17 protein-coding genes and 1 pseudogene are annotated in these 18,641 nt (G+C 72.7%); 9 read left to right on the forward strand and 9 right to left on the reverse strand.

Features of this window, described 5'->3' with window-relative positions:
• The first annotated feature begins 49 nt into the window (after positions 1-49).
• The 5 genes and pseudogenes from WMF26_RS08205 to WMF26_RS08225 all read left to right on the forward strand — a co-directional run.
• Positions 50-379, forward strand: coding sequence for an ArsR/SmtB family transcription factor (locus WMF26_RS08205; protein WP_437336633.1), 330 nt, complete (start codon positions 50-52; stop codon positions 377-379).
• On the forward strand, positions 376-816 hold the full coding sequence (locus WMF26_RS08210) for an SRPBCC family protein (RefSeq protein ID WP_061624546.1): 441 nt from the start codon (positions 376-378) through the stop codon (positions 814-816). The genes WMF26_RS08205 and WMF26_RS08210 overlap by 4 nt, the downstream gene beginning before the upstream one ends.
• Positions 813-1,031: a hypothetical protein gene (locus tag WMF26_RS08215; RefSeq protein WP_061624545.1), complete on the forward strand. Its 219-nt coding sequence runs from the start codon at positions 813-815 to the stop codon at positions 1,029-1,031. Before WMF26_RS08210 ends, WMF26_RS08215 begins: the two co-directional genes overlap by 4 nt.
• Positions 1,032-1,095: 64 nt before the next feature.
• Positions 1,096-3,522 (forward strand): ATP-binding cassette domain-containing protein, encoded by a 2,427-nt coding sequence (locus WMF26_RS08220; protein WP_437999859.1) that lies wholly within the window; start codon positions 1,096-1,098, stop codon positions 3,520-3,522.
• Between the two features lie 183 nt (positions 3,523-3,705).
• Positions 3,706-3,795: pseudogene (locus WMF26_RS08225) on the forward strand (hypothetical protein); the annotation flags it as partial.
• A gap of 78 nt (positions 3,796-3,873) precedes the next feature.
• Here the strand turns inward: WMF26_RS08225 and WMF26_RS08230 are convergent.
• From WMF26_RS08230 to WMF26_RS08240, 3 genes are all read right to left on the reverse strand, one after another.
• A complete protein-coding gene (locus WMF26_RS08230; RefSeq protein WP_437999860.1) occupies positions 3,874-5,115 on the reverse strand; it encodes a pectate lyase family protein in 1,242 nt (413 codons plus the stop codon).
• A gap of 53 nt (positions 5,116-5,168) precedes the next feature.
• Complete coding sequence (locus tag WMF26_RS08235) at positions 5,169-6,203, reverse strand: pectinesterase family protein (RefSeq protein WP_437999861.1); 1,035 nt, start codon at positions 6,201-6,203, stop codon at positions 5,169-5,171.
• Positions 6,204-6,508: 305 nt separating this feature from the next.
• Positions 6,509-8,245, reverse strand: coding sequence for a hypothetical protein (locus tag WMF26_RS08240; RefSeq protein ID WP_437999862.1), 1,737 nt, complete (start codon positions 8,243-8,245; stop codon positions 6,509-6,511).
• 172 nt (positions 8,246-8,417) lie between these two features.
• Here WMF26_RS08240 and WMF26_RS08245 point away from each other — a divergent pair, with 172 nt between their 5' ends.
• The 3 genes from WMF26_RS08245 to WMF26_RS08255 are packed head-to-tail and all read left to right on the forward strand — an operon-like array spanning position 8,418 to position 11,293.
• A complete protein-coding gene (locus WMF26_RS08245) occupies positions 8,418-9,020 on the forward strand; it encodes an RNA polymerase sigma factor (protein WP_437999863.1) in 603 nt (200 codons plus the stop codon).
• Entirely contained in the window at positions 9,017-10,270 is a 1,254-nt protein-coding gene (locus tag WMF26_RS08250) for a FecR domain-containing protein (RefSeq protein WP_437999864.1), read from the forward strand. The genes WMF26_RS08245 and WMF26_RS08250 overlap by 4 nt, the downstream gene beginning before the upstream one ends.
• A 3-nt stretch (positions 10,271-10,273) precedes the next feature.
• The gene (locus WMF26_RS08255; RefSeq protein WP_437999865.1) at positions 10,274-11,293 is read left to right on the forward strand and encodes a hypothetical protein; all 1,020 of its coding nucleotides are present in this window, start codon (positions 10,274-10,276) and stop codon (positions 11,291-11,293) included.
• On the opposite strand, the gene WMF26_RS08260 is transcribed toward WMF26_RS08255, so the two are convergent.
• The 4 genes from WMF26_RS08260 to WMF26_RS08275 all read right to left on the reverse strand — a co-directional run bounded on the left by WMF26_RS08260 (position 11,271) and on the right by WMF26_RS08275 (position 14,879).
• Positions 11,271-12,101, reverse strand: coding sequence for an ABC transporter ATP-binding protein (locus tag WMF26_RS08260; protein ID WP_437999866.1), 831 nt, complete (start codon positions 12,099-12,101; stop codon positions 11,271-11,273). The two genes, WMF26_RS08255 and WMF26_RS08260, sit on opposite strands and share 23 nt — an antisense overlap.
• Positions 12,098-12,907: an ABC transporter permease gene (locus tag WMF26_RS08265; RefSeq protein WP_437336644.1), complete on the reverse strand. Its 810-nt coding sequence runs from the start codon at positions 12,905-12,907 to the stop codon at positions 12,098-12,100. Before WMF26_RS08265 ends, WMF26_RS08260 begins: the two co-directional genes overlap by 4 nt.
• Positions 12,904-13,710: a molybdate ABC transporter substrate-binding protein gene (modA, locus tag WMF26_RS08270; protein ID WP_437999867.1), complete on the reverse strand. Its 807-nt coding sequence runs from the start codon at positions 13,708-13,710 to the stop codon at positions 12,904-12,906. Before modA ends, WMF26_RS08265 begins: the two co-directional genes overlap by 4 nt.
• 62 nt (positions 13,711-13,772) lie before the next feature.
• The gene (locus tag WMF26_RS08275) at positions 13,773-14,879 is read right to left on the reverse strand and encodes a substrate-binding domain-containing protein (protein ID WP_437999868.1); all 1,107 of its coding nucleotides are present in this window, start codon (positions 14,877-14,879) and stop codon (positions 13,773-13,775) included.
• Positions 14,880-15,266: 387 nt separating this feature from the next.
• Here WMF26_RS08275 and WMF26_RS08280 point away from each other — a divergent pair, with 387 nt between their 5' ends.
• Positions 15,267-16,694 (forward strand): sensor histidine kinase, encoded by a 1,428-nt coding sequence (locus WMF26_RS08280; RefSeq protein ID WP_437999869.1) that lies wholly within the window; start codon positions 15,267-15,269, stop codon positions 16,692-16,694.
• A 43-nt stretch (positions 16,695-16,737) separates the two neighbouring features.
• Here WMF26_RS08280 and WMF26_RS08285 read toward each other — a convergent pair whose 3' ends face one another.
• Both WMF26_RS08285 and WMF26_RS08290 read right to left on the reverse strand, forming a co-directional pair.
• The gene (locus WMF26_RS08285) at positions 16,738-17,280 is read right to left on the reverse strand and encodes a GNAT family N-acetyltransferase (protein ID WP_437999870.1); all 543 of its coding nucleotides are present in this window, start codon (positions 17,278-17,280) and stop codon (positions 16,738-16,740) included.
• Positions 17,277-18,641: a hypothetical protein gene (locus tag WMF26_RS08290; protein WP_437999871.1), complete on the reverse strand. Its 1,365-nt coding sequence runs from the start codon at positions 18,639-18,641 to the stop codon at positions 17,277-17,279. Before WMF26_RS08290 ends, WMF26_RS08285 begins: the two co-directional genes overlap by 4 nt.

Genomic DNA, 18,641 nt, shown 5'->3' on the forward strand with positions numbered 1-18,641 from the left:
CCCGGTCTGCGCGCTTGACAATCCATAAGCGTCGGCTTATAGGTTGGTCATGCAGCGCGCGGCCGCGGCCGAGGACAAGATCTTCCAGGCGCTGGCCGACCCCAGCCGCCGGGCGATCTTCGAGTCGCTCACGCGCGGCGAAGCGGCGGTGAAGGACCTCACGGCGCGCTTCGACATCTCGCAGCCGGCGGTCTCGCAGCACCTCGCCACCCTGAAGGACGCCGGCCTGGTGAACGCCCGGCGCGAAGGGCGCTGCGTCTACTACCGGGTGGAGCCGCGCGGGATGAAGCCGCTCCTCGACTGGATCTCACACTACCGCGCCTTCTGGACAGACCGCATCGATCGCCTCGAAGCCCTGCTGGAGAAAATGGACGAATGAGCCTCATCGACAAGACCGCCCCGTCGCAAACCGAATCCATCTCCTTCGAATTCGATCTGCGCCATTCACCGGAGAAGGTGTGGCGCGCGCTCACCGACCCCGAGCTGCTCGCGGAGTGGCTCCTGCCCGCCGTCGGGTTCAAGCTCGATCCCGGGGCCGCGTTCACGTTCAAGACGCAGCCGTACCCCGGGTGGGACGGCACCGTGGACTGCCGCATCCTCGAGATCGAGGCGCACAGGAAGATCAGCTACACGTGGAACGTGCCTTTTCTCGACACCGTCGTGACCTTCACGCTCACCCCCACGGCGTCGGGCACCCGCCTGTCGCTCGAGCAATCGGGCTTCAAGCCGGACCAGAAGCAGAACTTCGGCGGCGCGCGCTACGGCTGGAAGATGATGGGCGGAAAGCTCGTCGAGCTGCTCGCGAGGCTCCCGTGAACAAACTGGTTCGAGAGAGCCACCGCTGGGTGTCGGTCGCCTTCACGGTGGCCGTCATCGCCAACTTCGTCGCCTTGGCCTCGGGACAGGGGCAGCCTCCCGCCTGGGTGACCTACTCGCCGCTGCTCCCGCTCGCCTTGCTCCTGTTCACCGGTCTGTACTTGTTCGTGCTGCCGTATGCCACCAGGTGGCGCAGCGGGCGGCGCGCCGACTGAGCGGGCAGCCGGCCGGGGGGATCTCTTCACAAACCGTCGAACATCCATGACAGGATCGCGAAACATGACCGCCTCCAGCCAGCACGCCGCAGACCGCCACGACCTGATCCGCGTCCAGGGCGCCAGGGAGAACAACCTGAAAGACGTCAGCGTCGAGATCCCCAAGCGGCGGCTGACCGTGTTCACCGGCGTCTCGGGATCGGGCAAGTCGTCGCTCGTGTTCGGCACCATCGCGGCGGAGTCGCAGCGGCTGATCAACGAGACCTACAGCGCGTTCGTGCAGGGGTTCATGCCGACGCTGGCCCGGCCCGAGGTCGACGTCCTGGAAGGGCTGACGACCGCGATCATCGTCGACCAGGAGCGGATGGGCGCCAACGTCCGGTCGACGGTCGGCACGGCCACCGACGCCAACGCCATGCTGCGCATCCTCTTCAGCCGGCTCGGGAAGCCGCGCATCGGGTCGCCCAACGCCTTCTCGTTCAACGTCCCCTCGGTCCGCGGCGCCGGGCAGATCGTCGTCGAGAAGGCCGGCGGGAAGAAGACCGAGGCGCGCACGTTCGAGGTCAACGGCGGCATGTGCCCGCGATGCGAGGGGATGGGCTCGGTCTCCGACATCGACCTGTCGCAGCTGTACGACGACAAGAAGTCGCTCAACGAGGGCGCGATCACGATCCCCGGCTACAGCATGGATGGCTGGTACGGCCGCATCTTCAGGGGCTGCGGCTTCTTCGACCCGGACAAGCCGATCCGCAAGTTCAGCAAGAAAGAGCTGCACGACCTGCTCCACAAGGAGCCGACCAAGATCAAGGTCGACGGCATCAACCTCACCTATGCAGGGCTGATCCCGTCGATCCAGAAGTCGTACCTGTCCAAGGACGTCGACGCGCTGCAGCCGCACATCCGGGCGTTCGTGGACCGCGCGGTCACCTTCACCACCTGTCCCGAGTGCGGCGGCACCCGGCTCAACGAGGCCGCCCGGTCCTCCAAGATCAAGGGGATCAACATCGCCGACGCCTGCGCGATGCAGATCAGCGACCTCGCCGCGTGGGTGCGCGGCCTGGACGAGCCGTCCGTCGCGCCGCTCCTGGCGACGCTGCGGGAGACGCTCGACTCGTTCGTGGAGATCGGGCTGGGCTACCTCAGCCTCGACAGGCCGTCCGGCACGCTGTCGGGCGGTGAGGCGCAGCGCACCAAGATGATCCGCCACCTCGGGTCGTCGCTCACCGACGTGACCTACGTCTTCGACGAGCCGACGGCCGGGCTGCACCCCCACGACATCCAGCGGATGAACGACCTGCTGCGGCGGCTGCGCGACAAGGGCAACACCGTCCTCGTGGTCGAGCACAAGCCGGAGGTGATCGCGATCGCCGACCACGTCGTCGATCTCGGCCCCGGCGCCGGCACCGCCGGCGGCAAGGTGGTCTTCGAGGGCACCGTCGACGCGCTGCGGGCCAGCGGCACGCTCACCGGCCGCCACCTGAACGACCGGGCCTCCCTGAAGCCGTCGGTGCGGAAGCCGTCGGGGGTGATCAAAGTGCGCGGCGCCCGCACGCACAACCTGCAGAACGTCAACGTCGACATCCCGCTCGGCGTGCTGGTGGTGGTGACCGGCGTGGCCGGGTCGGGCAAGAGCTCGCTCATCCACGGCTCGGTGTGCGGCCGGGAAGGGGTGGTGGCGGTCGACCAGACCCCGATCCGCGGCTCGCGGCGGAGCAACCCGGCGACGTACACCGACCTGCTGGAGCCGATCCGCAAGGCGTTCGCGAAGGCCAACGGCGTGAAGCCCGCCCTGTTCAGCGCCAACTCGGAGGGCGCCTGTCCGACCTGCAACGGCGCCGGGGTGATCTACACCGACCTGGCGATGATGGCCGGCGTCGCCACGGTCTGCGAGGAGTGCGAGGGCCGGCGGTTCCAGGCGTCGGTGCTGGAATACCGGTTCGGCGGGCTCAACATCGCCGAGGTGCTCGACCTGTCGGTCGACGACGCGGCCCGCTTCTTCGGCGCCGGCGAGGCGCGTACGCCGGCCGCGCACGCGATCCTGCAGCGCATGGCCGACGTGGGGCTCGGCTACCTCCGGCTCGGCCAGCCGCTCACCACGCTGTCGGGCGGCGAGCGGCAGCGGCTCAAGCTCGCGACGCACATGGGCGAAGACGGCGGCGTCTACGTGCTCGACGAGCCGACCACCGGGCTGCACCTGGCCGACCTCGAGCAGCTGCTCGGGCTCCTGGACCGGCTCGTCGACGCCGGCAAGTCGGTCATCGTGATCGAGCACAACCAGGCCGTGATGGCGCACGCCGACTGGATCATCGACCTCGGGCCGGGCGCGGGCCACGACGGCGGGCGGATCGTGTTCGAAGGCACCCCGGCCGACCTGGTGGCGGCGAAGTCGACGCTGACCGGCGAGCATCTGGCGGCGTTCGTCGGCGGCCGTCCGAAGGCCGCCTCGGGCGGCGCGCCGGAGCCGCCGCGGGCGCGTCGTCAGAGGGCGTGACCTCGCTCGCCGGTTGTCCGCGATCCCCGACCGCGATAAAGCGCGCGCTCGTCCCCCACGTACCTCGGCGAGGGGAAGCTCCGCGAGCTCGCCGCCCTCACCGGGGGCACGGGCGAGGTCCCGCGCGGACCGGACGCGCGCCGGGCCGACCGCGCGGCGCCCCGGCCGGCGCAGCACCTCATCGTGGTCGCCGACGACGAACTCGGCCCTGGCCAGCTGCGGAACCTCGAGGGGGCGCTCGGCGTCGACGTGCTCGATCGGACCGCCGTCATCCTGCGCGTGTTCGAGTCGAGGGCCCGCACCCGCGAGGCGAAGCTCGAGATCGAGCTCGCCCGGATCGAGGTCGGTGGCTCAAAGGCCGAGCTCAGGTCTCGGCCCTGCGCACCTGGTGAGCAGCGCCTCGACCTGGTCCGCGGGATCGAGGGAGTACTCGTAGAAGTCGTTCGGATCGAAGAAGGAAACCGCGGAGCCGCTCGACTCCTTGTCCCCCGACGTGGAACGGTAGATGTTCCCCGTGGCGACCAGCGTGCCGTCGTCATAGTAATGCGGGCGATTCACCGTGTCGAACACGCTGTTCTCGAGCACCATGTTGGTGCCGCCGCGCGCGTAGTTGCCGTAGGAGTCGATGCGCTGGAGCCAGTTGTTGTAGAGGTGGGCGCGGAGCACGTTGTCCGTGCTGGGGTTGCGCTGGTTCAGGTCGCGGAACCAGTTGTGGTGGATGGTCATCTGCGCGGTGAGGTTCTCCGTCCAGCCGATCCCGAACGCCTTGTTGTGGTCGCTCAAGATGCTCCAGGACACCGTCAAGTACGAGGTGTCCTTGCGGCTGTCGATCATGCCGTCGCCGATGTGGTGCAAATGGCAGTGATCGATCCAGACGTGGTGGGCCGTGTCCATCTGGACGCCGTCGAAGTCCTGCGTCTTCCCTTCCCAGTCTCCTTCGACGAAGGTGTCCCCGATGGTCAGGTTCCGCAGGATGACGTTGTGCACCCCGCTTCCCAGGAAGAACCCCCCCTGGGAGATCTCGGCCGTCGCGCCCACGCCCACGATGGTCTTGTCCGATGCGACCGAGATCTCCTTGCCCTTGGGGGACATCGTGATCTTTCCCTGGACCCGGATCACATAGGGCTCGGCCGCGCCGGCGTACTTCTCGAGATCGGCCTGCGTCGTCACCGTGACCGTCTCTCCGTCTCGTCCGCCATAGGTCCCGTGTTGGCCCTCGCCGCTCACGCTGGCAAAGCCCTCCAGGGTCAGGGGACAACCCTCGCTGTCGACGGCGCCGCCCGCGCCTCCGGCTCCGTCGCCGCCCGCACCCCCCGAACCCGCGCCCGGCGCGCCGCCGTCCGCTCCCCCCGAGGTGCTCGCCGAGCCGCCGCCCCCCGTGCCTCCCGGGCTCGGATCTCCACCCGTGACCGAGCTTCCGGCGGCCGAGCTCTCTCCGCTCGCCGCGCCTCCCGTCGTCGCGCCCGTGCTCCCGCTTCCCCCTGCCAGCGAGTCGATGCCTCCCGGGCCGTCGGGCGCTGAAGTCCCGCAGGCGAGGGCGAGGCCGAGAGGGGAGAGCGCGAGGAGGAAGGAGGCGAAGAGGTTCTGTTTCATCGCGCTTTGAACTTTCTTTGGTCTTGAGGGACAAGGGTCGATGAGAGGCGCTCTCAGTCCGCGAACGTGGGCCTCCAGGGCGCGAGCATGCTCTCGACCGTGTAGCTCGCAGCCTCGGCCGCGCTGAGCTGCCTGGACTCCGGGGCTCGCTCCCTCGGCTTCGCGCCAGGTCCCGTGGTCATGTGCTCGGCGAAGCGCGCGGTCGCGAGCGTGTTGTCGCCCATGCGGACCCAGCCCTGGGGCGCGATGTGCGCGCCGAGCTCGGTCCCGAGGTAGGCGGTCGCGCCGTAGGGCCTCCAGTTGCGACCGAGGGCGACCGAGCCGGACCTGACCGAGCCGGCCGCCGTGGCCCGTCCTCCGAGGAACACGATCCCGAAAGGGATCGATTCGTCCGTGCTCGGCGCCGTGATCGCCGTCCCGCCCGCGGCGTTGTGCATCGTGCAGTTCTCGAAGACGGCCGTGGCGCCCCCGAAGATGAAGTCGACGCTGCCCTCGATGTAACAGTCCCTGAAGTACTGCGTGCCGTTCTTCACGTAGAGCGTGTCCTGGTAACCGAGGGCCCGGCAGCGACGGAACTGCACGCGGCTCCCGGAGACGAGGAGAGCGACGGCCTGGATGCCTGGGCCCGTGCTGTTGACGAAGGTGATGTTCTCGACCGAGACGTCGCTCGCGGAGATGTTGACGCTGAAGCTCCCCGAGGTGCCCAGCGTGCCCCCTGCGCCGTTCGAGGTACTGGCGCTGTCGCCGTAGGTGAGCACGGTCGTCTCCGCCTGACCTGCCTGGCCGCAGAGCGTCAGGTGGGGGCGGTCGACGACGAGCTTCTCGGTGTAGGTCCCAGGGGCGATGCGAATCACGGTGGGCGTCGTGTTCGACCTGGCGACGCTGTTGATCGCGGCTTGAACCGAGGTGAAACCCCCCGAGCCATCCCGGTTCACCTCGACGAGCGGCCCACCTGTCACGCTGTTGCAGTCGGACGCGCCGCTGCCGCCGCCCGAGCCACCTGCGCCTGAGCCGCCGCCCCCGTCGCCGCCGGTCCCCGAGCTGCCGCTCGCGCCGGTGCCAGCGCCGCCCGAGCCGCCGGGCGACACCGCGCCTCCGCTCCCCGTCGTGCCGCTCGAGGGCCCGCCGGACGCGGTCGTGCCGCTCGAGGGCCCGCCGGATGCGGCGGATGAGCCGCCTCCGGCCGCGGAGGTCAGCGGGGCGGCGTCCTGCTCGCTCGAACAGGCGAACGAGCCAACGAGAGCGAGAGGGCCCGCGCAGATCCACGCGACCGCCCCGAGCGAACGATGATGGAAGTTTCGACCACCGCCGGAATGGCGGAAGAGCGCGCTGAAGGGCAACACGACGGGTGGTTGTTCGAGGGAGGTCGGACCCGTCAAAAAAAAAGCGGGCGCTACTCGCGCGCGAGCGGCAGCGCCCAGGGCCCTCCCGCGCCGGCGCGAGAGAGCACCTGGGGAAAGGCGTCGCTCGCCCGCTCGGGCGCGTAGCCGTAAGGAGGCGTGAAGACTTCATCGGCTGGCTCCTCGCCCCCGCCGCCCAGGTGAACGCCGCTCCCGTCGCGGTAGAGGTTCGAGCCAGGGACGGCCAAGAGGAGCCCAATGCCCGTCGAGTCGCTGCAGATCGAGCGCCGCGTCGCTGCCTCGACGTTCTCGAACACGCTCGCCTCGAGCAGCAGCTGCCCCTCGCACGAAGCGCCGACCGCCCACCCCGAGATGTTCGAGAACACGTTGTTGAAGAGGTGGACGCGCGCCCGGGAGCCGACCGCGAGGGGGGCGCGCGTGCTCGCTTCATCGAAGCGACAGTGGTGCATCGTCACCTCGGAGTCGGTGATCGTGGAGGCCCAGCGCTCGCGGCCGCCGCATTCCGCCTCGTTGCTCCCGTCGAAGTGGACATAGGAGACGGTGACCGCGCTCGTGCCCGCGAGGATGTCGGTAAAGGCGTCGCTGATCCACTTGACGGTCGCGTGATCGATCCAGACCCTGGAGGGGGCTGTCAGCGTGAACGCATCGCCCGCTTCGAGAATGCCGGCGTTCAGATCGTAGAGGGCGAGGTTGCGGATGATGACGTTCTGGCTCCCGTCGAGTGCCATGGTCACGCCCGGCAGCGCCGCGCCGCGTCCGAGCCCGACCAGCGTCTTGTTCGAGCCGAAGCGGAGGATGCGATCGTTCCGCGTCGCGCCGACGAGCGGGCTCGCGCAGGTCGCATCCCCGGTGAGGACCTGATAGAACGTCTTCTCGGCATCCTCCGCGCAGGCGCTCGGGCACACCTCGATGTCCGCGACGTCCGCTCCCCTGCGGCGGAAATCGTGGGTGCCTTCGGCGAGCAGGAGCACCGCCGGCGCGTCGGAGCCGGCGAGCCTCTCGAGATCGGCCCAGCTCGAGACGAGCACGGGCGTCGCGCCTGCGCCGCCGGTGGTGCCCTCGCCGAAGCCGACCGGCTCGACCCGTATCACCTTCCGGAGGGCGATGGGCCCCCTCGTCCCGGGCGCCGGCCCGATCCAGCGAGCCGTCGTGTTCGATGGAAAGGAACCCCCGGGATCGCAGCCCGGCAGATCTCCCGCGCTCCCCAGCTCGTGCGCCGCCATCCAGCCGCTGTCGTCGTAGCCAGGCGCCGTCCAGTCTCCTTCCGGCGCCGTGCTCAGCTTCCAGTCGCTGCCGCTCCCGTAACTGCGCTCGAGCTCGTCGATCTGGACGAGCGCCGCGGGGGTCCCCGCTGCGGCATGGACGCTCACGGCAATCACGTTGTCGCCCGGGAGCAAGGAGAGGGGCACGAAGCGCGGAGCGCGCGCCGATTCGCTCACGGCGATGAGGGCGCCGTTCCAATAGACGCGGAAGGTATCGCGCGCCGTGATGGAGAGACCGGGGCCCTCGAGCGCACCATAGCTCTCGCTGACGAGCGGCGACCGCGCGAGCTCCTCTCCTTCCCCGAAGGCGGCGCCCGGAGGGAGCTCGTCGTCGGGCGAATCTCCCTCGCAAGCGAGGTCCGCGAGGGAAGGAGAGCTGCCGCCGAGGCCCGCGTCCCCGGGGAGCCGCGTGGCCGTCTGGATGAGCTGGTCCTCACAGGAAAACCCCCAGGCCGCGGCCGAGAGCGCGGCGACTCCGAGGACCCAGGTGCTGCGGGAGAGACGCATAAGGAACGAGGCAAAGCTGGGAGGCCATGCCGTGGAGCGCAAGCAAAATGCTCCGAGTTTCCTGCCTCGACCCCGCGGGCCGGCAGCTGCCGAATTTTTCTGGCGGGTCGAGACGCCCCCAAGTAACTAGGAGGGAGTGGCTCACCCCACGCGCTCCGTATCACCGCCGCCGGTGCCCACCTTGGCCCGCTTTCCCGCTGAAAAGCGGTCGGACGCGAGCCTGGTCGCCGGCGCGGCCGCAGGAGAGCGCGAGGCCATGGCCGTCATCTGGGATCGGTACTCCGGCCTCGTGCGAGGTGTGCTCTATGGCGCCCTCGGCCCCGATACGAGCCTCGAAGATCTGGTCCAGGAGGTGTTCCTGTCCCTGATCCAGGGCGCCGCGCGCATCCAGGACGGGCAGGCCCTCCGTGGCTATCTCGCGACCATCGCGGCGCGGCAAGCGGCGCTCGAGATCCGGAAGCGCAAGATACGCCGCTGGGTGGGCCTCTCCCCGAGCGGGGAGCTCCCCGAGCGCGCCCTCGAGCGCGTCGACTTCGAGCATCGCGAGGTGCTCCGCGCTCTCCACCGCGCGCTCGACAGGCTGAGCACGCGCCGGCGCATGGCCTTCGTGCTGCGCCACGTCCAAGGCCTCGACATGCTCGAGACGGCCGCGGCCCTCGGCGTGTCCGAATCGACGTTGCGCCGGGAGCTCGAGAGCGCACGCGAGCTCTTGCGAAAGGCGCGTGAGCCAGCCCTCCAGGAGTTTTTGTCTCAGCGTGAAGGACTCTGGCCATGAGCGACCCCGGACGACAGCTCGATCCCGTTGCGGAGCTCCTGCAGCGCGCCGCTCGGCTGAGCGAGACAGAGCGCATCGAGGCGCGCGCCGCCTTCCTGCGCCGCGTCGACGAGGAGCAGGCTCGCGCGAGCAAGCCGCGGGCGGTCGTGCGCTGGGCAGCGCCGCTCGCCCTCGCCGGGAGCGTGTTGCTCGCTCTCTTCCTCTGGCTGCCGGAGCGAGGCCTCGACTATGTCGTTGAAGGGGCGGAGGAGGAGAGCGGCTATGTGCGCGTGCCCCTCGATCACCCGGCCGCCATCACCTTCTCCGATCGGACGCAGATCCGGGCGGCGGCAGGGGCGCGGCTTCGCATCGACGAGATCAAGAACGAGAGCGGCGCCCGCGTCTCGGTCGAGCGCGGCCGAGTCGACGCCGAGATCACGCACACCGGGCACAGCGATTGGCGCTTCGTGGCGGGTCCCTTCGTGGTCCGCGTCACGGGCACGCGCTTCGAGCTCCACTGGGACGCCGACCGCGAGCGGCTCGAGGTGATCCTGCACGAGGGCTCGGTCGAGGTGGAGGGCTATGCCGGTTTCGGCGCCGTGAGCGTGCGCGCGGGGCAGCGCTTCGTGGGGGACGCGTCGGCGAGGACGCTCCTCGTCAGCGACGCCGCGGCGCACGGCCCCGAGCCCGCGCCTCCCGCCGCGCAGGGAGAGGGCGCCGAGGTCGCGCCGGCACCGCCCGAGCCCGCGAGCTCCCCGGAGCCGAGCTCCTCCGAAGATCCGGCGCCCCTGGCCGCGCCGACGAGCGGCAAACCGTCCTGGACCAAGCTCGTTTCTCAGGGCGAGTTCCGGCGCGTCGTCCAGGAGGCCGCGGCGCGGGGCGAGCAGGCTTGTCTCGCCTCCTGCGACGCCGCCGATCTGAACGCCCTGGCCGACGCCGCCCGCTATGTGGGGCAGGGCGAGCTCGCCGAGCAGGCCCTGCTGGCCCTGCGCTCGCGCTACGCGAAGGCCGCAGGGAGTCGTGCCGCCTTCTTGCTCGGGCGCCTGCACGAGGGCCGCGGCGCCGCCGCGCGCGCCAGGACCTGGTACGAGACGGCGCTCCGCGAGGCGCCGAGCGGCCCCTTCGCCGCCGAATCGCTCGCGGGAAAGATGCGCACCGTCCAGATCCTCGAGGGGCCCGCCGCGGCGCGCGTGGTGGCGCAGGAGTACCTGCGCCTCTTTCCGAGCGGGGTCCACGCCAAGACGGCCCGACAGCTCGCCGCGCAGCCCTGATCCATGGGTCAGCGGGCGCGAACGCTCCTCGTCCTGCTGCTGCTGCTCGTCTGCCCTCGACTGGCCTGGGCGCAGCGGGTGCTCGTCGTGCGGCCGCCCCCGCGCGACGCCACGCTCTTCGAGGCCTTCGGACGGCTCAGCGCCGAGCTCGAGCTGCAGTCCTTCGAGGTGATCGCGCTCGGGAGCGGCGCGCGCCCTCCCGGGGCCGAGGAGCTCGAGCGAAAGGCGCAGGAGAGCGAGGCCTTCGCGGCTGTCGCGCTGAGCCGCGACGGCAGCGGCACGGCCGCCGAGGTGTGCATCGTGGATCGCGTGACCGGCAAGACGACCACGCGCAGGCTCCTCATCGACCCTTCGAGCGATGGCCCGATGCTCCTCGCCGTGCGCGCCGTCGATCTGCTGCGCGCGAGCCTCCTCGAGCTCGGCTCGGGCGAAGCCCCCGCGCGGGACGTGCTCGGCGTCGAGGCGCAGCCGCCCGCCCCCGAGGTGCTCCGCTTCTCCCAGAAGCCTCCCCGCTTCCACCTGCGCACCGGAGGGCTCGTCCTCTTCACGCCTCCGATCGGCGGCGGCGCGGGGGCGCAGATCGGGGCGCACTATCGCGTCGACGAGAGCCTCCGTCTCGGTCTGCTCCTGGGCGGCCCCCTCTTCGGCGCCGAGTTCCGCGGTGAAGGCGGCGCTGCCCAGGTGCGCCAGGAGCTCGCGCTCCTCCGGGCCAGCTGGAACCTCGCGCAAGCAGCTGCCGGTCCTCACTGGGAATGGGGGCCGCTCCTCGGCATCGGCGCCTATCACCTCCAGGCCACCGGCGACGTCACGTTGCCGCTCGTGGGGCGCAGCGAGGGGTTTTTCTTCTTTGCCGCCGACGTGGGGCTGAGCGCCCAGTTCTTCTTTCTTCCGAGCGTGAGCCTCGGCTTCGAGCTCACCTGTCTCACGCTCCTGCCGCGCCCCGTCATCGCCGTCGACGAGGCGCGCTCTGGTCCCCTCATCGCTCAAGCCCTGGGCGCGCTCAGCCTGGGCGTCGCGTTTTGACGGAGCGGCGCGCGGGCGGCAGCTCGTTTTCCGAGGTCGGCCGTGGCTCAGGGCATCGACTGGGTTCCTCGCCGCGCGCCGACGCGACGAGCTCCTCCACGAAGCGCGACGCCGGCCGGGCCGAAAGCTCCTCCCACGTCCCGGCCTGCGTCACGCGCCCCGCCTCGAGCACGGCGATGCGCCTCCCGAGGAGCCGCGCGTCGGCCGCGTCGTGCGTGACGACGATCGTCGGGAGGGCGAGCGCCTCCAGGTACCCCGCGAGGAACGCCCGCACCTCGCGGCGGGAATGGACGTCGAGCGCGGCCAGCGGCTCGTCGAGCAGCAGCGCCCGCGGGCTCACGGAGAGCGCGCGCGCGAGCGCCACGCGCTGCCTCTCGCCCCCGGAGAGCGCCTCGGTCCGGCGGTCCGCGTGCTCGGCGATGCCGAGGTCGTGCAGCACCGCGTCCACGCGCGCGCCGACGGACGCGCCCCTCCGGCGCGATGGATCGCTCTTCACCGCGAACGCGACGTTCTCCCGGACGGTGAGGTGCGGAAACAGCGCGTAGTCCTGCGGTACGTAGCCGATCCCGCGCCGCTCGACCGGCACGTCGATGCCGGCGGCCGTGTCGAGGAGCGCCGCGCCCCCGATCTCGACCCGCCCCCGGTCCACGGGGAGCACGCCGAGCAGGAGCGAGAGCAGGCTCGTCTTCCCCGCGCCGTTGGGCCCCACGAGGGCCAGCGTCCCCGCTCCGGTCTCGATCTCCGCGTCGACGCGCAGCCGCCCGACCCGCGCCGTCACGCGGGCGCGCAGCCCCTCCGCGCCGGTCACGGCGCCGCCTCGCCGCGCCCGGCGGAGCGCCGCGCCGCGGCCCGCACGAACAGGAGCAGCGCGAACGCCACGGCGACGAGGACCATCGACAGCGCCTGCGCCGCGCGCATGTCCGACTCGAGCGCCGTGTAGATGGCGAGCGGCAGCGTCTGCGTCCGGCCTTGCAGGTTCCCGGCGAACATGAGCGTCGCGCCGAACTCGCCGAGGGAGCGCGCCCAGCTCATGGCCGCCCCCGCGACGAGCCCCGGGGCCGAGAGCGGCAGCGCCACGCGGAAGAACACCCGGAGCGGCGACGCGCCGAACGTCCGCGCCACCACCACGAGCTTCGGGTCGACCCGCCGGAACGCGCTCGTCGCCGCCTGCACGAAGAACGGCGCCGAGACGAACACCTCGGCCATGACGACCGCCGCGGTCGTGAACGTCACCGACCACCCCTCCGGGTACAGCCAGCCGGCGAGGAGCCCGCGCCGCCCGAAGGCGAGCAGCATCGCGACCCCGGCGACCGCCGGCGGGATCACGATGGGCAGCTGCACCGCCGTCTCGACCGCGCGCGCGAGGCGCCCGCGCGCGCGCGCGAGCGTCCAGGCGAGCGGCGTCCCGAGGACCACCACGAGGGCGAGGCTGGCCGCGGTGGTGACGAGGCTCAGGCGCAGCGCGGGCCACACGAGGGGGTGGCTGAGCCCCTGCTCGACGTCCGCCGCGGTGGCCGTCACGAACAGCGCCAGGATCGGGACGGCCAGGAACGCCACGAGGACCGCGCCGATCGCGGCCAGGGCGCCCTGCTCCGCGCGGAGGCGCGCGCTCACGGGCCCGATCCGCCCCCGGACGGCGCGAGGAACCCGGCGCGCCGCAGCGCGCTCTGCCCGGCCTCCGAGCGCACGAGGTCGACCCAGGCGCGCGCGAGCCCCGGGTGCGCGGCGCCGGCCACGACCGCGATCGGGTACTCGGCGACGACGTTGACCTCGGGCGGGATCGCCACGACGGTCACGCCGTCCTGCGCCGCCTGCGCGTCGGTCCGGTAGACGACGCCGACCTGCGCCTCCCCGAGGCGCACCTTGGTGAGCACCTGGCGCACGTTGAGCTCGCGCGAGGCGAGCCTGGCCTCGACGCGCGCGCGGAAGTCCGCGCCCAGGGACGCGGACGCGCGATCGAGGATCTGCAGCGTATAGCGGCCGATCGGGACCTCCGGGGCGCCGGTGACGATCCGGTCCGCGCCGGGGAGGTCGGCGAGCCCCCGGATCGCGCCGGCGCTCTCGCGCGCGACGACGAGGACGGGCTCGTTGCGCGCGAAGACGACCGGGCCCACGGCGCGCCCGGATTTCACGAGCTCGTCCATGTGGCGCTGATCGGCCGAGGCGAACACGTCGGCCGCGGCGCCGTGCTCGAGCTGCGTGCGGAGCTCCTGCGTGCCGGCGAAGTTGAACGTGACCTCGACGCCGGGGTGAGCGCGCTCGAAGTCCTCGCCCATCGCGGTGAACACCTCGCGGAGCGAGGCGGCGGCGAAGACGGCGAGCCTGTCCTCGCGCGGGGCAGGCGGAGGCTCCGAGCGCCCGCAGCCGAACATGGCGACGAGGCACGCCGCGAGGACCAGGCGCGGGAAGGCGCGCAACAGCGGTCGTCGGGCGAGGCGCGTCCGCCAGGCCCCTGGGTGCCGTCTCCCCGCGCGCGCCGTCATGCCGCCCGCACCTCCGCGACCCGCTCGCCCGCCGGGCGGACGTCGTAGCCGAGGACCGACAGCTCGCGGCGGAACGCCCCCGAGACGAGCACGTCGAGCAGGCGCTGGACGCGCGCGTCGGCGAGCGACGCGCGCGGGATCGCGAGGTCGTAGCGCTCCTCGGCCAGGGCGACGAAGCCGAGCCCGAACGCCATCGCCGCGTCGCGCGTGGCGACGCCGGTGTCCGCCGCGCCCATGGCCACGGCGCGCGCGACGTCGAGGTGGCCGGCGGCCCGGAGCGGCGGCCTGCGCGCGAGCTCGAGCGGCAGCCCGTGACCGCGCACCTCGCGCTCGAGGAGCCGCTGGGCGCCCGCGCCCGCCTCGCGCCCGACGAGGCGCAGGCCGGGGCGGCCGAGATCGGCCGCGCCGCGGATCCGGGCCGCGTCCTCGAGGCGGACCACGAGGCCCGCCTCCCAGCGCGCGAGCGTGATGAGGGCGATCGGCTCGGCGTGCCCGAGCTTCCGGACGTCGGCGACGTTCGCCTCCCCGGTGCGCGCGTCGACGAGGTGGACGCCCGCGACGTGGGCGCGCTGCCCGCCGAGCGCCTGGAGGGCCGCGGTGCTCGACCGGGGGAACCAGAGGAACCGCCCCGGCCCCGGCCGCGTGTTGAGCCGGTCGGCGAGCAGCCCGAGGCCCGCCGCGCAGCCCATCACGACGACGTTGTCCTCGACCTCGGCCATCGCCCGGAGGGGCTCGACGTCCGCCTTCCCGCGCCGCTCGCCGGTCACGATGCCGTCCGCCGCCGTCCGCGCCGCGTCGTGGTCGAGCGGGTAGGCGACCCAGCGGCCCGCGATGCGCGCCACCGCGGCGCGGCCCGACGCCGCCGGGGCGTCGAGCTCGGCGGCGATGGCGGCCGCCGCGCCCGGCGCGCCGAAGAGGTCCTCGACCTGGCAGTCGAGGGCGCGCGCGACGCGCAGCGCGACGTCGACCGCCGGCGTCGCGCGGCCCGCCTCGATGGCGCCCACGCTCTGCCGCGTGAGCCCGGCGCGCTCCGCGAGCGCGATTTGCGACAGCCCGCGCGCCTCGCGCCGCTCGCGGACCCGGTTGGCGGCTCGGCCGGCCATGGCGCGTGATCTTTACATCGAGGAACGCGTGCTTGTCACCGCCTTCGCGCGCGAACGCCCCGGCGGCCGGGCCATCCCGCTCGGCCGCCCGCGCAGGAGCGCCGTAGCGCGTCGGTCGAGCGCCAGCGCCCCAGCGCCGGTCGGCGGTCTTCTCGAGGACGCTGAAGAAGGCCGAGTGGCGCGCGTGGAGCGCGTGGGAGCAACAGCGGACTGCCGTGCTCCGGCGCGACGCCGGCGCGCCGGGCCGCCCCCGGCGCGGCTCCGGGGGCAGCTTGCTCCCCGCGCTGCCCGGCCTAGCTTTTGAGCGGGGATCAGCCACGAAGGAGCGAGGGCCCTCTCCATCCGCTGGCCCGCTAGCCCCGTCGAGAGCAGGGAGGAACCTTGGTTATGCCGACGCGGACGCGCTTCGAGGCCACGGCGAGGAGGGGCTATGCCATCCTGATCCTGCTCCTGGCGGTCGGCATGGCGTTCTCCCTTCGCCGGTTCTCGTCCGTGGCGGACGCTCAGATCGAGTGGCTGAGCGCGACAGAGCGCAACATCACGCTCGTGGAGCGGCTCCGATGGACCGCCGAGCTCGTCGTGTCGCACGGCAGGGGCTACCTCGTTTCCGGAAATCGAGAGCTCCTCGAGGAGGCCGAGGACGCCAAGGCGCGCTTCCGCGAGAACATCCGCGCGCTCCGCGCCGAGTCGCTCAGCCCGACGGCGCTCCAGCTGGTCGCGGACGTCGAGGAGGCGGCCGGGCGCTTCATCCTGATTCAGAGAGAGCTGCTCGCAGCCCGGGAGCGGACCGACGACGCGGGCCTCATCGCGCGCCGCTTCGACGAGGAGCTGCGGCCGCGTCGCCGCGATCTCTATCGCTCCCTCGAGCGCCTCGTCGACCACAAGGAGTTTACCATCGAGGCCGCCTATGCCGGCGCGCGGGCGGAGCGAGCCGAGCTCGCGCTGCGGCTGTACAGCCTGCTGGGCCTCCTGGCGTCGACCGGCCTCGGCGTCGCATGGTACTTCACGAGGCGCCTCGGCGGCCTGTACCAGCAGGTGCGGGAGGCGCGCGAGGCCGCGCGCAGGGCGGTGACGGCCCGCGACGAGCTCATGGGCATCGTGGCCCACGACCTGCGCAACCCGCTCAGCGCGATCACGTTGAAGGCCGCCCGGCTGCGGAGGGCGGCCGACTCCGAGCAGGTACGGCAGCAGGCGGAGTCGATCGAGAACGTCGCCAAGCGGATGGAGCAGCTCATCCGGACCATGCTCGACGCGGCGACCCTGGAAACCAGCAAGTTCTCGGTGACGCCCGCGCCGTGCGCCGTCGACGATCTCCTGCGCGAGACCCTGGAGCTGTTCGGGCCGCTCGCTGAATCCAAGCAGGTCCGGCTCGAGCCGAGCGTGAGCGCGCCCGGGCTCGTGATCTCCGCCGAGCGGGGGCGCGTGCTCCAGGTGCTGTCGAACCTCGTCGGCAACGCGCTGAAGTTCACGCCTCAGGGCGGCCGCGTGACCCTCTCGGTCGACCGGGACAGCGAGATGGCCCGCTTCGGCGTCATCGACACGGGGCCCGGGATCCCCCGCGAGGACCTCCAGAGCATCTTCGAGCGGTTCTGGAAGGTCGAGGCGCCCGGGGAGAGGGGGACCGGGCTCGGGCTCTACATCGCCAAGGGGATCGTCGACGCGCACGGAGGCCGCATCTGGGCGGAGAGCGAGGTCGGGCGCGGCGCCCGGTTCTACGTCACGCTCCCGCTCGCCGATCCCGCCGCGCAGCGGGCGTCCGCCGCGGAGGAGGCGCCCGCGCTGTCCGCGGAGAGCGACCCTCGCGCCGGCGGGTGAGGCGCCCGCCGGGACGCGAGCCCCGCCCGCGGCGCCCTGCGCGTCACCGCCGCTCGCCGGCCGGCGCCTCCTCCCGGACGCGCGCGTAGAGCAGGACGTCGCCCACGCGTCCGTCCTTCACCACGTGCCGGCGCATCCGCGCCTCGAACGCGTAACCCGCCTTCTCGAGCACGCGGGCCGACGCGGGGTTCCAGTCGAAGATCCCCGCCTGGATGCGCTCGAGGCCGAGCTGCTCGAGGCCGGCCCGCGTCAGCGCGATCACCGCCTCGGTGGCCAGCCCGCGGCCCCAGTAGGCCGCGCCGAGCCAGTAGCCGATCTCGGCGGTGCAGCGGTGCACGTCGTCGAAGCGCTCGAGCCCGATCGCGCCGGCCGCCTCCCCGTCCACCACGATCGCCAGGGCCTCGGCGGGCTGCGCGCGCGAGGCGCACAGCGCGACCCAACCCTCGGCGTCGGCGCGCGTGTACGGGTGCGGAAAGCGATCCCGGAGGTTCGCCCAGACGCGGCGGTCGTTCGCGTTCTTCACGAGCGCGTCCACGTCGGCCGCGGTCCAGGGACGGAGCGTGAGGGAGGGGGTCTCGATGATCATGGAGTCGGTTCCTCCGGTCGAGCCTCGCCGGCTCGGGGGGTGGATCGAGCCTCGGCTCGGGGGGCGGACTGATCGAACAGCTTCACGACCATCTCGGTCCCGATGCCGGTCGCGACCATCCGCTCGCGGCGGTTCGAGAGCAGCGCGCCGAGCCACGGCACCGCGCCCCCGTCCCCGACCGGGAGCTCGAGGCCGTCGTCCCGACGGACGACGAGCTGGACGAACGGCCCGGCGTAGTAGCCGAGCCCCTGCAACCGCGCGAGATCGTAGACGATCTCGACCTCCGGCCGCGCGCGCGCGAGCGGCTCGCCCACCTCGGCGACCCAGCGCTCGGCGCGCGCGACGGGCTCCGGGCCGAGGCCGAGCGACCGCGCCGCCCCCACGTAGTCCGCCGCGGCGCGCGGCAAGTCGACGGAGGCCTCGCGCAGGGCCGCCTCCGACGACCCCGGCTCGTGCGCCTTCGCCCGCTGCGCCAGCGCGTCCGCGTCGAGGCCGCGCGCGCCGAGGCACGCCCGGACCACGGCCGTGTCGGAGAGGACCACGCGCAGGCCCGCCGCGCGGAAGCCGGCCGCGGGCAGCGCGCGGATGAGGTCGGCCCAGACGAGCAGGTGCTCGAGCAGGGCGCGCCGCTCGCACGCGTCGTCCTCGCTCCGGCCCGGCGAGCGGGCCGCGGTCACGAGGGCGAACAGGCGGAAGTGCGGCGAGAAGCCGGGGTGCTTCGTCGGCTGCATGCGCAGCACGCGCTGGCTCGCGCAGAAGCGCAGCGGCTCGCCGCCCCGGGTCTCGCGCCGGCGCCGCGCCGCGTGCAGCGCGAGCCCGGTCGTCGGGTCGGCGGCGACCTCGGCGAAGCGCACCGTCGCGAGCACGTTGTTCGGCTCGACGCCAGCGCACGCCGTGGCGCCGAGCGGGCCGACCGGCGCGAGATCCACCGCCTCGAAGCCCGCCGCCGCCGCGTACGCCGCCGCGTCGAAGGCGTGGATGCGCCGGGCGTCCGCGGCCGACGCGTGGGTCATGGGCGTCCGCTCCGCGTGGTCCAGCACCTCGGCGAAGCTCCGCCGCAGCGCGCGCTGGCGCAGGCAATGGAGCAGCAGCGTGGTCAGCTCGTTGCCCGGCAGGCCCTCCGCGAGCAGCCGATCGAGCGGCTGGCCGGCGTGCGCCTCGGCCGCGCGGCGCGCGATGCGCGACGACAGCTCGCCCGTCCTGCCGCCTTCCGGCGCCTGCGGCCGGTGAGGCGCCTGCGGCCGGTGAGGCGCCTGCGGCCCGTGAGGCGCCTGCGGCCGGTGACCGACGGCCTGCTCCTCTCGCGCGGCGGCCGGTGTCGTGACGTCGTCGGTGGTCGGCATCGGCCTCGGCGTCGGCAT

It is taken from the genome of Sorangium sp. So ce185, assembly GCF_051526825.1.
GTDB lineage: Bacteria > Myxococcota_A > Polyangia > Polyangiales > Polyangiaceae > Sorangium > Sorangium cellulosum_D.